This is a genomic window from Bacillus cereus group sp. MYBK216-1 (assembly GCF_051916495.1).
GTDB lineage: Bacteria > Bacillota > Bacilli > Bacillales > Bacillaceae_G > Bacillus_A > Bacillus_A thuringiensis_K.
The window spans coordinates 420,742-434,086 of sequence record NZ_JBQAGT010000002.1 but is presented as its reverse complement, the minus strand read 5'-3'; the positions used below and the strand labels follow the sequence as shown (position 1 = coordinate 434,086).

The window sequence follows — 13,345 nt, the reverse complement described above, 5'->3', positions numbered from 1 at the left end:
GAAGGCGATGATTTTTCACATCAAGCATTTTATTTTGCCAAAGATGTATTTTCATCGCCTTCGCTGCTTTATCTATTGATCTTCTGATAATACTGTTTTTGCAATACCAGTATCTAACTCTTCAAAGTCATGATATGAAATTGTTTCGTATAATTCACTTCTCGTTTGCATATTAGAAAGTGCATCTTTTTGAGAACCTGTTTCTTTAATTAAAGCAAACACATTTTCATACGCTTTCGCTGCAACGCGAAGTGAAGTTACAGGATAAATAACCATTTGGAAACCCATATTCGCAAATTCCTCTGCACTATAATATGGAGTTTTTCCGAATTCAGTCATATTCGCAAGCAAAGGTGCATTTACCTTACTATTAAATAGACGGAATTCTTCCTCTGATTGAAGCGCTTCAGGGAAAATTGCGTCTGCACCTGCTTTTACATATGCATTTGCTCTTTCAATTGCTTCATCTAATCCTTCAACGCCACGAGCATCAGTACGTGCTACAATGTATAAGCTCGGTGCAACTTCTTTAATCGCTTTAATTTTTTGAACCAATTCTTCTGTAGTAACAAGTTTCTTACCATTTAAATGTCCACATTTTTTTGGTAATTGCTGATCTTCAATTTGGACAGCTGCTACTTTCGCTTCCACCATTTCTACAGCTGTTCTCGCCACATTTAGTACACCACCAAATCCTGTATCAATGTCAACAAGAACAGGTAAGTCTGTAGCTCTTACTAAATCTCTTGCTCTCTCAGCCACTTCAGTAGACGTCACGATACCTAAATCTGGTAAGCCTTTACTTGCAGTATAAGCAGCTCCTGATAAATAAAGAGCTGAAAAACCTGTATTTTTCGCAACAAGAGCTGCCATTGCATCATGAGCACCTGGAATTTGCAAAATTTCATTTGCTTCTACTAAAGCTCGGAATCGATTCGCAAGCTCCTCTTGTGTTGACTGCTTTTTCACAACCCAAGCCATTCTAAATTCCCCCCTATTATTAAATTAAGAATAGATCTACAAATTCGTTTACATTCATATTTTCTAGTTTTTCTTCATTTAAACAAACTTCATGAATTTGTTCTTGTTGCTTACTAGAATAATGACCTGCCATATTTGCAGTGAATTTTTGAACAACTTTTGGAATTGCTTCGTCTCTACGGAAGCGGTGACCAAGTGGATATTCACATTCCACATTTTCTGTTACTGTGCCATCTTTAAAGTGAACTTGAACAGCGTTGGCGATTGAGCGCTTGTTCGGGTCAAGGTAATCTAAACTGTACTGTTTGTTTTCAACAACAACCATCTTATTACGTAATTCATCTACACGTGGATCGTTTGCTACTGCATCTTCATAATCGTCTGCAACGATATCTCCTTTTAATAAACCAATTGCCGTAATGTATTGTAAACAATGATCACGATCAGCTGGGTTATTTAATGGACCTTCTTTATCAATAATACGAATTGCTGATTCATGAGTTGTAATTGTAATACGGTCAATTTCATCTAATCTCTCTTTAATTTCCGGATGCAACTTCACTGCACATTCTGCAGCCGTTTGTGCATGGAATTCTGCTGGATATGACACTTTAAATAATACATTTTCCATTACATATGACTCTAGTGGTCTTGCTAATTTTAATTCTTGTTTATTGAATAATACATCTTGGAATCCCCATCCTGGCGCAGATAATGCTGTTGGATAACCCATTTCACCTTTTAGAGCAGTCATTGCAAGATGAACACCGCGGCTCGTTGCGTCGCCTGCAGCCCATGATTTACGTGAGCCCGTATTTGGAGCATGACGATATGTACGAAGACTAGAATTATCAATCCACGCATGTGATAATGCATTAAAGATTTCTTCACGTATTCCGCCAAGCATTTTCGCAACTACTGCAGTTGTTGCTACTTTTACATATAATACATGGTCAAGACCAACTCTGTTTAAGCTGTTTTCTAAAGCAAGCACGCCTTGAATTTCATGTGCTTTAATCATCATTTCTAATACTTCACGTACTTTTAAAGCTTCTTTTCCTTCTGAAATACGAACACGGCTAATATAATCTGCAACTGCTAAAATTCCGCCTAGGTTATCAGATGGATGTCCCCACTCTGCTGCAAGCCAAGTATCGTTATAGTCTAACCAACGGATCATACATCCGATATTAAATGCACCTTTTACTGGATCTAGTACATAAGACGTACCTGGTACACGTGTACCATTTGGCACGATTGTTCCTGGCACAACTGGTCCTAGTAATTTCGTACATTCTGGATATTGCAGTGCTAAAATTCCACATCCAAGTGTATCAAGTAATACGTAACGAGCTGTACTGAATGCTTCTGCACTAGTAACCTCTTTATTTAATACATAATCGGTAATCTCTTCTAATAATGCATCTTTTTGCTTAATTTCATTTGTTTTAATCATGCTATTCTTCCCTTTCTGTCGAAAATTCGTTATTATTAATGATGGGTGTCGGTCAAACACCCATCTGGCGGGCGGCGCTAACAACTCCCCAGTTGTTCTTATTTACTAAGTACATGTCGCTCGCCAATATAATTTACACGAGGACGGAACAAACGATTATTTGCATGTTGCTCAATAACGTGCGCACATAACCCCACTGTTCTAGAGCTAAAGAAGATTGGTGTGTAAAGTTGAATTGGAATACCTAACATCCAATATACTGGAGCTGCATAATAATCAAGATTTGGATAAATTCCTTTTTCTTTTTCCATAATCTTTTCTCCAGCTTCACACATTTCATATAGTGTATAATCACCTTTTACATCACATAACTGTTTTAAAGCTTCCTTCATCATAAGTGCTCTTGGATCCATCTTCTTCATATAAACACGGTGTCCAAAGCCCATAATTTTTTCTTTGTTATATAGTTTCTTCTGTAATAACTCTTCAAATTTCTCAACATTACCAGCTTCTAAAAGCATGTACATAACCGCTTCATTTGCACCGCCATGTAAACTTCCTTTTAAAGATGCAACTGCACCTGTTAAAGCACCGTATAAATCTGATTGTGTTGATGCAATAACGCGAGCTGTAAATGTAGAGTTTGGCATTTCATGCTCACTATATAAAACAAGGGAACGATCAAAGATCTTTTCCTCAAGTTCAGTTGGTTTTTTACCAGTTAACATATAGAAGAAATTCGCACTATAAGATAATTCTTTAAGAGGTTCAATTGGCTCCTCATTATTTAAAATATGATAGCTATTCGCTACAATGTTTGGCACTTTACTTAACAGCTTGTACCCTCGGCTTTTATTCACTTCTAACGAGCGGTTTTCGATATCATTATCGTAACCAGCTAACGCTGACACACCTGTACGTAATCCATCCATGGGATGCGTCTCTTTAGGCAATGCCTTTAGTACGTTGAATACACCTTCTGGTACTGCATATTCTTCTTTTAATTTCTTTTCAAGTGTTACTTTTTCATCTTCATTCGGTAGGTGTTCCTCCAATAAAAGGTGCACAATGTCTAAATACTCTTTTGTTTTTGAGAGTTCGATTAAGTCATACCCTTGAATTACAATTTCACCTTTTACTGTGTCAAGAAACGAGATTTTCGTCTCCGCTGCCACTATACCATCTAATCCCGGGGAAAATTTCTCTTCAGCTTTCATCATTATTTCCTCCAATCCTAATAGATCTTCGTGCACATAACTGTAAGCCTTTACAATATTGTGAAACTACATTTCTATTTCAATGTATCAGAGTTTTTAGAAGATTTCAATTTATTTTATAATGATAAGTTTCCTACACTTTTCTTACTGTAACAATACAATTTTTTGAAAATAATTCTTATATTTTATAAAGAAAGGATAGACTTCTTTGCGTATTTTCAAAAACAAGATATAAAGATTTTTCATATAACACCGCCAAATATACAATTATTCTAATTTTATTTGAGAAATAGAAAAAACGAGCTGTACATAAATACAGCTCGTTACTATATGATATTTATTTCACTATCTCTTAAATATAATTTTTATATAAAACTTATTCATTTTTAATAAAGTTATTATTTTACATAATTAAATTGAATTTCTTCCATTTCCTCATGATAACTTACAAATAAATCATAGTTTTGAAAATACCAAAGATCATCAGAATCTACAAAAAATATAATACCTTCCTTCTCAACTGACACTATTTCGCCATCGGGTTTCTCAGCAACAACCCCTAAAGAATATCCGGGCTGAATTGAACTATCCCCTCCGTACCTTACAGTAAAACGTACAGATTCACCGTGCTTTATACGTAATTCTTCCTGGAACCATTGCAGAGCTTTACGATCAATTGAAATTCTCATCTTTATTCCTCCAGTTTACGCAAACTCTTTTTTTCCTAATCGTTGTTTTACAAAGAAGACGAAAATAATTAAGGCTATCAATGCTGAAATTGCACTCCCTGAAAATAAAATACGATAACCAAACATTTGTGAAACAACTCCAAGTAAAATAGCACCTAACCCGATTCCTAAATCAAACGCTGTAAAAAATGAAGCATTTGCAACTCCTCTTTTACTCGGATCGACAATTGTAAGCATTGCCGCTTGCAAAGCTGGCTGCGCTGAACCAAATCCAATACCGTATAATGTTGCTGCGATAATTACACCTATCAAACCATTTGAGATAGTTAAAACAACTATAGCTAAAATAGTAATACATAATGCTGGAAGTATGATGAATACTTCTCCATACTTATCTAATAGTTTCCCTGAAATTGGTCTTACAATTGTTAATGCAATTGCATATACAAGAAAGAAAGTTCCCGGGTTTACATGAATTGATGATGCAAATAACGGTAAAAAGGTTGTTATTCCTCCATATGCAAACGATAAAAAGAATACTACAATCGTGATTGTTAATACGGATTTCTCAAATAGCTGAATTTTCCCTTTTTCTTTTTGTGGCGTAAATGGGATCTTCGTTATTAATGATAATACAATTGCCATAAAAGATAACAACGTCGCTAATAAAAATAGACCATCAAATGAATAATTTTGCACAACCCATAATCCAATCATAGGTCCAATCGCCATTGCAATTGTCATCGCCATCCCATACCAACCCATACCTTCACCGCGGCGTGAATCTGGAATAATATCCGTTATTGCTGTTCCAACAGCTGTTGTAGAAACAGCCCATGTTACTCCGTGAATAACACGTAAAACAACTAAAAGGACAATAGTCGATGCTATATTATAGGAGTACATCGTTAAGCCAAAAAAGATGAGTCCGAAAATAATAAAGGATCTTCTACCATATTGATCTAACATTCCTCCAATAATCGGTCGTATTACAACAGCAGCTATTGTAAACATCCCCATCATAAGTCCAACTTGCGATTCATTGCCGCCTATCTCTTTAATAAAGAGCGGGAGCGTTGGAACAAGTAAATAAAATCCTGTAAATAAAAATAACATTGCGAAAGTCATTTGAATAAATGATTTCGTCCATAATCGTTCCATAAAAATACCTCCATACACTCGTAAAATATTACGATTAACACCCTCATTGTATATTTTTTTTATCTCTTTTCCCTCCTCAAATAGACGTATCTTTTCATATTAAATAGTCCACCATCAGCTTACATTAGTCTTAAGACTTTGTACGCATATTTTAAACGAAAGTCCTATATATGTACCTTTATACGTGTGAAAAGAATATACTAATTTATTAACACAACTTAGGAGTGAATATTTTATGTGGGTATTATTAAGAGTAACTGCCGTAGTTCCTTCGACTCCTGGGATACATGTTCCTGCAGTTCATACAGCTAGCTCCGATGTAGGAATTGAACTTCCCGCAACTTGGCAGCAATATCAAATTCCCGGTCAAGTTACCCCATCATTTTGGCATCATGGTACACACCCCAGTAGTACTCCCATTCATAGCCATAGTTATCCTCCACTACCTCCGACTCAAGTCTTTTATCATTTCCCTTCAATTTTTTTTCAAAATTTTCATGGTACGTTTAACATTTAATAGCTATCACTGTATTACCCCTAAATTTTAATAAGGCGAACCTTTAATCCAGTTTTAACATAACAAAGTCGAATTCCTTAAATAAGAAATTCGACTTTTTAATTGTTTTTCAAACTAAAGTAACCGTTAAAGAAAGACATTTATTAAAGATTTGAATATAATTTTTACTTATTTAATACTTTATATGATTCATCATAGTTAGTCCCTTTGCAGGATAACCAACACATACCATCATTTGCAAGTAGACTTTTCTCTCTTTACGTTAATTCACTCTTTTTCTTCTATCCAGCCCTTAACATTACATTTTCTGTAGCAAAATGAAAAAAGCACTTAAGATTGTAAATTTCCACAAATCTTAAGTGCTTTTTGAAAACTTTTCTATAAATTTTTCTTATTGTCCATTATTGGCAGGAACCTCTCCTGCATTTCCACCATTATTTGGTTGTACTGTTGCAGGTGGGGTTGGAGTTCCTTGACCTCCATTATTATTCGCTGGAGGTGTCGTTCCTTGACCTCCTCCGTTATTTGCTGGAGGTGTCGTTCCTTGGCCTCCTCCGTTATTTGCTGGAGGTGTCGTTCCTTGGCCTCCTCCGTTATTCGCTGGAGGTGTCGTTCCTTGGCCTCCTCCGTTATTCGCTGGAGGTGTCGTTCCTTGACCATTTCCGTTATTTTGCTCATTTTGTTTCTTTTCTTCTTCTTGTTTCTTTTGCTCTTCTAGTTTCTTTTGTTCTTCTTGCTTCTTAAGTTCCTCTTGTTTCTTTTGTTCTTCTTGTTTTTTCAGTTCTTCTTGTTTCTTTAATTCTTCTTGCTTTTTCTCTTCTTCAGTTTTTTGCTGTTGATCTTGTTTTGGTTGCTCCGTTGTATCCGGTACGCTAGTATTTGGCGATGAATCACGTTTTTCACCTTTTATACGTAGCTCACTACCTTCTTGAATAACGCTACTTGGCATTTTAAAGCGTGATTTATCTGTAGCCATTTCACTCATCATTTCTTTAAAAATCAACTGTGCAATTTTCGTATTTTTACTACTAATATACTCGTCTTTGCCATCTTTCATATACCCAGTCCATACTGCCATCGTATATTGCGGTGTATATCCAGCAAACCAACTATCACGAGTTGCACTTTCTGGAATTTTATATTGAGCTAATTGTTTTGATGAGTAGTTTGTCGTACCCGTTTTACCAGCTACATCTAAAGATGCTATATTTGCAGCTGTACCAGTACCTGATGTAACTACAGAACGAAGCATATCTGTAATCATATATGCTGTAGAGTCTGCCATAACTTGTTTTGGTTTTTGTCCAAAACTTTGTGACTTACCATCTGGATAAACGACTTTCTTAACAAAATGCGGTTTCGTATATTTACCCTCATTACCAAATGCCGCATAAGCGCCCGCTATTTCAGTTGGTGATACTTCATTTGTACCAATCGCTGTTGATTCAGTCGGTGCTGCATTAAATGTAATTCCTAATTTCTCAGAGAAGTCTTTTGATTTATTAATTCCCACTTCTTTCGCAGTCTTAATTGCTGGGATATTTCGTGACTTTTCTAATGCTACACGCATTGTAATAGGGCCCATATGACTTCTATCTGCATTTCGAACTTCTTGACCCGTTGAATACTTAAATGGAGAGTCATCAATTTGATGGTACGTAGCCCATTTTAAATATTCAATTGCAGGAGCGTAATCGAAAATCGGCTTCATCGTTGAACCAGCTGCACGATCTAATTCAATTGCCATATTATGCCCTTTAAATACAGCTTTATTTTCTCCACGGCCACTACCTATAGCACGAACTTCTCCTGTTTTCGTATCCATAAATGTGAATGCACCTTGGAATTTATCGTTCGGATAATCAATGATATTATTATTTAAAATATTATCAGCAAGTTTCTGTGCTTTCGGATCTAACGTTGTATAAATTTCTAAACCGTCAGAACCGATATTAGCATCTGGTAATTCTTTTTCTACTTCTTTCACAACTGCATCCATAAATGCAGGGTATGGCATTGTTTGTAGTTGAGCTGCAGGCTTAAGCCCCTTTTCTACGTCAACTTTTGATGCTTCTTCCATTTCCTGTTTTGTTATATATCCATGTCGGTTCATTAAACTTAGAACAACATTTCTTCTTTCTGTTGCTTTTTGAACATTTTCTTTTTTCGTTGGATCATAGTTATTCGGTGCTTTCGGTAAACCTGCAAGCATCGCAACTTCTGGTAATGTTAAGTCCTTCAATTCTTTACCATAGTAGTTTTGTGCTGCTGTTGCGATACCATATGAACGATTACCTAAGTTAATTTTATTTAAGTACATCTCTAATATTTCATGTTTTGAATACTGTTGTTCTAGTTTATAAGCTAGATATATTTCTTGCGCCTTACGCTTTGGTGTTTTATCCATTGATAAGAAGTAGTTTTTAATAACTTGCTGCGTTATCGTACTTCCACCTTGAGAGCCATAATCTCCTTTAAGACTCACTAAAACAGCACGGGCAGTACCTTTAAAGTCTACTCCGCTATGCTCATAAAAACGTGAATCTTCTGTCGCTAAAAATGCATTTTCTACTAATTTAGGTATTTGATCATACGTAACATTCGTCCTTTTTTCTTTTCCATATTCATATACCAAATCCCCGTTTTTATCATAAATTTTTGAGGATAACGGATTAACAAGTTTTGCTTTTTCCAGTTTTGGTGCGTCCTTAATCATTACGAAAAAGGTAGCAACCCCCGCCACTAAACCAACAATACCAAGTAATAAACAAGTAATTAAAAACTTGCGAAAGAATGATGTTTTACCTTTTGGTTTTTGTGTTTTAGAAGCTGGCTGTTTTTTCTTTTTAACTTGTCGTCGTTCCTCTCGAGAACGATAATTTTCTGACATGTTACTTTCTCCTGCCTTTCAATTCTCCCGTTGATTTACTTAAAAATATTGAGGTCACCTTCTAAAATGAATTTGATTAAGAAAGTATATTGACCTGGAGCATTCAATATTTTCCTAATTCACAGATTATAAATTTTAGAATACTTCTTATACAAACTATTTTCACTTCTATTTTTCCTAATAACGCTGCCCCTTTAAGCATAGAATGTAAAAAGTGAATTTTTAATACCTCGTATAAATAATATACCTTTTTTTCAAATGGTCAATATTTTCTTATTTATAAATCAAAGGTGAAATAAAAATAGCACAACGATATGTACTTCGTGTGAACTTCCTTATAATTACGTATAACAAATATTTAATATATTGCATATAAGTATAATACCTCTTTAATTATAAAGATTTCAACACCACAATACCGTTGCCTACAAAGAATTATTAAAAATGAAAAATAAGGAGTTGCATAATAATGAAGCTATCTCCGGTTACCTCAAAAAATATAGTTGCTGTTGGTTATAATCCTTTTTCTATGATTTTGCGAATCCAATTAAAGAATGGTATGTATGATTTCTTTAATGTACCAGAAAGCATTTATACTGGCCTATTACATGCACAATCTAAAAGTTATTATCATAATACTTACATTAAAAATTCTTTCCGCCACACAAAAATTTAAACTTAACACCCACTAAAAAAGAAAGGAGGTTAATCCTCCTTTCTTTTAAAAACATTTTGCAGATGAATTATCTTCGATTCCTCTTATTAATTTCATCATATGCTTGAATTTGTTTTTTCAAACGCCGATCAGCTTTTTTATCATGCACTACAAGAATTGCATGTATAACCCCTGGAACCCAAAATATTAATGTTAATATGAAATTTATGATTGCCTGAATTGGTTTTCCACAAAATAATACAGCAACAGGTGGAAGAAAAATTGCTAATAAATACATCATCCCTTGAAAACTCCTTATTTTGTATTTTATATATCACTTTTCAAAATATACGCAAAAAAACCTACTACCATTTTAATCTTAACCTGCCTCTAAAATCAATGTATCTCCTTCTATTTATATAAGTATTTCAGACTTTTCATTGTTTTCTAGCCTATTTTCTTCCTCTATTGCAGTTATTCCAATTGCGGAAATTAACGTTCCTGTCGCTTGTATCCAAATACCAATGAGTGCAATGATTCTCTCATCCTTCTTATCAAAAATACTATCTTTATTTTCTTTCTCATCTTTCAATACATTTAAAACACCTTGATACGCTTGTAATCCAGCTCCTAAACTTTGCATGGAGTTACCCAGTATAATAATTTTCTGTAATACATTTATATCCACCAAAGCTGCTTCTACTCCTAGAAAAGCACCAATCGATTGTAAACTGTTCCCTGTAATGATAAGATAATCATTTTCTTTCAATTGTTCATTTATATTAAAATATATTCCTATTACATTTGATATATTTCCTAATGCTAATAACTCAATTCCTATTTGATCAAGTAATTTACTTTGATTCTCTCTTTTTTCTTCCCCATCCTCATAATTGCTCGCAATGATTTGTAATATATACCCGAGGGCTTGTAATGAGCTTCCTACAATAACAAGTTCCGATTCAACTTTCTCTTCTCCAATAAATCCTCTTGTCGTTCCAATAGCAGCTGTAAGATTCCCCCCTACTTGAAACCATGCCCCTGTCACTTTTAAACTGCTTGGATTCATTTTTATCACCTATTCAAATATTTTCTAAAGCTTTCAAAACAAACAAATCTCACCCTTAATCTTTTATTTTATTTTTCAGATGTAATTTTGTGAATGATATAATGTGCTACTAATATAAAAAGCACCTTAAAGGTGCTTTTTATATGCATGCTGGGCATGTCAATGAATCTCCATTTTTATCTATTGTTATATTCAATATATATTCAATTGCTTTATGTGACCAAGTTTCAGGTGTAGGCGATTCATTTATATATTGTGGCGCACATGACTTCAGCATTGGAGTACTAATACTCCCTCCAGGATCTAAAGCAACTACAGCCATGCCATGGGGTAATTCCAGGGCCATAGATTTAGTGATACCTTCAATTGCAAATTTCGAGGCACAATATGGCGCAAGCTCAGCTTCACCTTCTCTCCCCCAACTAGAACTCATATTAATGATAATTCCTTCTTTCCTAGATACCATTGCGGGAACAAACGCTCTTATTACATTTACTACACCATTCACGTTTACATTCATTACATTTTCGAATTCTTGAGCCGTAATTTTCCAAAGTTGTGCATTTTGATTTACAATCGATGCATTATTTATTATCAGATCGGGAGCCGTATGTCTATTAAGTATATAATTTGCCCAGTTATTAACTTGCTGAGAATCTGAAACATCAATTACTTGGAAATCATGTATTTTACTGTGCTGTTTTTTTAGTTCTTCAATTTTATTTTTTGAACGTCCACAACCATATATGTTCCACCCTAATTCATGAAATCGATCAACCATCGCACGTCCTAACCCTTGTGTCACGCCTGTAATAATTACAGATTTACTAATTTCTTTTCGCTTCATTTCTCTCATCCTCCTTCCCTATATCTTACTCTCTTCATTTTTATTCAGCGATTTACTATAGTATCAACTCAACTCATACTTTAGTAATGGTTTTGATATTGCATACATAAGCAAAAAAAGTAACCATCATGGTTACTTTTTGCTATATATCTAAAAATTCATTGTTTATTTCATTATTGTTTTTACATTTCAACTTCTCTTTTTCACATTTCTCACACTGGTAAATCCTTTTTTAAAATCCTCATTATCCTGCCTCTTAATAAAAATATATTTATGTTTACAATGCGATTCACCCAAATAATTTTTAAACCACTTTTTCAACACAACACATTCCACCTTTATGATAGAACCTTTATTTAGCTGCTTTATTACATACTTTTATTTAAATGTTCAATCTCATCTTGCAATTTTTTAAATTGCTCAAAATGCATGGTAATAGATTGGCTACTGCCATAATCAACATTTTGTTTCACTAATATAACACCCGTGTCATGAAAAAGCGCTTCAAGTTCTTTCCTAATAGACACTTTCGCAATATGAGCTGTTTTAATTGCAGATAAAATTGCAATTTCATTAAACTTTAATTTTATTTCATTTGGACAAAATGCGTCTTCAACTAATATAACTTCATTACTATAAATTAATGCAACAAGATTACTTGATTTGGCATCTGTTAAATCAACTTTTTTCATAATATCTTTCATTACATTTTGCCTCCTTTATTTTCATATATATCAATTATACAAAATTTTTAAAAAAATTACTCAACTTTATTATATTAATTTTAACACACTTTTATTGAAATCCACGCTCCAAACGTTTTACTATTCCACAATTTTTATTGTATGAACCATCTGGACTATAACTCCATATAGTAATGTTAACAACTTATTATAAAGCAGGTGAAAATTATGCCCTCAGTTGTAGGAAATTTAGTTGTACAAAATAGCAATGGATCATTTAACTTAGGTGATTTCTACAACGTATCTCCGAAAGAAAATACGAAAGCTTATAATGGTTCCGGCGCATCAAACGTTGGTTTTGTTGTTAATACTTTTAGCGGTGTTAGCGCGACCAATACATTTGATTCTGACCTTGCAGATCAAAACCAAGTGGGTACAGCCTAATCTTATGTTCAACTTTCTGTATAGAAAATTTTAATTTGTCTATACTATAATCAGGCTGTTTGACAGCTCTTGTTGATTTTGGAGTACCCTATCTTTTTCTCCCTTTCCCTGGGGCTCAGCAGCTAGCACGAAGCTAGCTGCTTTTTCTTGTATTATTTGTCTCATAAATCAGAAATAAAAGAAGCTGCCATTTAATATTCAGCTTCTTTTACGTTATTTCAATAATATCCATAGCGTTAAATACGTAAGTTTTATAAAAGGCGTCTGTACAAATTACAATTTGTTTTACCGGATTGATATGTACAACAGTCATGTAGCTTGTTAGTATGTAACCATCTTCAAAATATGTTACCAATATTTCTTTCTCAGACAATAATGACGTTAATAATTTATCAGAAATTCTCTCTTTTGCTTCATTTGTTAAAAGCGGTTTTTGTACTTTTAATTTCTCTCCAATAATCTTTCTCATATTTAAAAGTTGTTCGGACATTACTGTAAACGGAACCCACTCTCTTTCTTCTTTTTGTATCTTTACATCGTTCATTTTTTATCTCCTTGATCATTTATACATTTATTTAGCCATACTATCCCTTAGTTATTTTTAATACTCACTAAACTCGGATTTACTTCTAAACTATAATTAGGTTACCTCTTAAAAGAACATTCGTTCTTATTATACACGAACTTACGTTCTTTTGAGAAGAGCCATACTTATTATTTCTTAACAAAAAACATA

Annotated in this window: 14 protein-coding genes and 1 pseudogene; 3 read left to right on the top strand and 12 right to left on the bottom strand. The window is 34.0% G+C overall.

The genetic code is table 11. The annotated features are described in order from the left end of the window. Nucleotides 1-72 precede the first annotated feature (72 nt). The 5 genes from prpB to ACTFRH_RS07840 all read right to left on the bottom strand — a co-directional run bounded on the left by prpB (nt 73) and on the right by ACTFRH_RS07840 (nt 5,504). Entirely contained in the window at nt 73-981 is a 909-nt protein-coding gene (gene prpB, locus ACTFRH_RS07860) for a methylisocitrate lyase (RefSeq protein WP_000312639.1), read from the bottom strand. Between the two features lie 19 nt (nt 982-1,000). After that, nucleotides 1,001-2,437, bottom strand: coding sequence for a 2-methylcitrate dehydratase (prpD, locus tag ACTFRH_RS07855; RefSeq protein WP_000598122.1), 1,437 nt, complete (start codon nt 2,435-2,437; stop codon nt 1,001-1,003). A 98-nt stretch (nt 2,438-2,535) separates the two neighbouring features. Then, nucleotides 2,536-3,657, bottom strand: coding sequence for a citrate synthase (gene mmgD / locus ACTFRH_RS07850; RefSeq protein WP_002041090.1), 1,122 nt, complete (start codon nt 3,655-3,657; stop codon nt 2,536-2,538). Nucleotides 3,658-4,052: 395 nt separating this feature from the next. Beyond that, nucleotides 4,053-4,343 carry a HesB/YadR/YfhF family protein gene (locus tag ACTFRH_RS07845; protein WP_001222842.1) on the bottom strand — a complete coding sequence of 97 codons (291 nt, stop codon included), beginning with the start codon at nt 4,341-4,343 and terminating at the stop codon, nt 4,053-4,055. Between the two features lie 15 nt (nt 4,344-4,358). Beyond that, complete coding sequence (locus tag ACTFRH_RS07840; RefSeq protein ID WP_440048728.1) at nt 4,359-5,504, bottom strand: MFS transporter; 1,146 nt, start codon at nt 5,502-5,504, stop codon at nt 4,359-4,361. A 235-nt stretch (nt 5,505-5,739) separates the two neighbouring features. Between ACTFRH_RS07840 and ACTFRH_RS07835 the strand changes: the two genes are divergently transcribed. Further along, the gene (locus ACTFRH_RS07835; protein ID WP_000270088.1) at nt 5,740-6,021 is read left to right on the top strand and encodes a hypothetical protein; all 282 of its coding nucleotides are present in this window, start codon (nt 5,740-5,742) and stop codon (nt 6,019-6,021) included. Between the two features lie 391 nt (nt 6,022-6,412). Here the strand turns inward: ACTFRH_RS07835 and ACTFRH_RS07830 are convergent, their stop codons facing one another. Continuing rightward, nucleotides 6,413-8,911, bottom strand: coding sequence for a transglycosylase domain-containing protein (locus ACTFRH_RS07830; protein ID WP_001293948.1), 2,499 nt, complete (start codon nt 8,909-8,911; stop codon nt 6,413-6,415). Between the two features lie 469 nt (nt 8,912-9,380). On the opposite strand from ACTFRH_RS07830, the gene ACTFRH_RS07825 reads away from it, so the two are divergent. After that, on the top strand, nt 9,381-9,587 hold the full coding sequence (locus ACTFRH_RS07825; RefSeq protein WP_000777844.1) for a KTSC domain-containing protein: 207 nt from the start codon (nt 9,381-9,383) through the stop codon (nt 9,585-9,587). 67 nt (nt 9,588-9,654) lie between these two features. On the opposite strand, the gene ACTFRH_RS07820 is transcribed toward ACTFRH_RS07825, so the two are convergent. The 5 genes and pseudogenes from ACTFRH_RS07820 to ACTFRH_RS07800 form a co-directional block, all read right to left on the bottom strand. Continuing rightward, on the bottom strand, nt 9,655-9,867 hold the full coding sequence (locus ACTFRH_RS07820) for a YqaE/Pmp3 family membrane protein (protein WP_000990219.1): 213 nt from the start codon (nt 9,865-9,867) through the stop codon (nt 9,655-9,657). 114 nt (nt 9,868-9,981) lie between these two features. Next, complete coding sequence (locus ACTFRH_RS07815) at nt 9,982-10,635, bottom strand: DUF6944 family repetitive protein (protein WP_001070047.1); 654 nt, start codon at nt 10,633-10,635, stop codon at nt 9,982-9,984. A gap of 139 nt (nt 10,636-10,774) precedes the next feature. Then, nucleotides 10,775-11,482: an SDR family oxidoreductase gene (locus ACTFRH_RS07810; protein WP_000823067.1), complete on the bottom strand. Its 708-nt coding sequence runs from the start codon at nt 11,480-11,482 to the stop codon at nt 10,775-10,777. Between the two features lie 142 nt (nt 11,483-11,624). Then, a pseudogene (locus ACTFRH_RS07805) lies at nt 11,625-11,806 on the bottom strand (hypothetical protein). A gap of 44 nt (nt 11,807-11,850) precedes the next feature. Beyond that, a complete protein-coding gene (locus ACTFRH_RS07800) occupies nt 11,851-12,186 on the bottom strand; it encodes a hypothetical protein (RefSeq protein WP_000651907.1) in 336 nt (111 codons plus the stop codon). A 207-nt stretch (nt 12,187-12,393) separates the two neighbouring features. On the opposite strand from ACTFRH_RS07800, the gene gerPF reads away from it, so the two are divergent. Further along, nucleotides 12,394-12,609: a spore germination protein GerPF gene (gene gerPF, locus ACTFRH_RS07795; RefSeq protein WP_001141569.1), complete on the top strand. Its 216-nt coding sequence runs from the start codon at nt 12,394-12,396 to the stop codon at nt 12,607-12,609. A gap of 208 nt (nt 12,610-12,817) precedes the next feature. Here gerPF and ACTFRH_RS07790 read toward each other — a convergent pair whose 3' ends face one another. After that, nucleotides 12,818-13,153, bottom strand: a complete 336-nt coding sequence (locus ACTFRH_RS07790) for a YolD-like family protein (protein ID WP_001999741.1) — start codon at nt 13,151-13,153, stop codon at nt 12,818-12,820. Nucleotides 13,154-13,345: the final 192 nt, after the last annotated feature.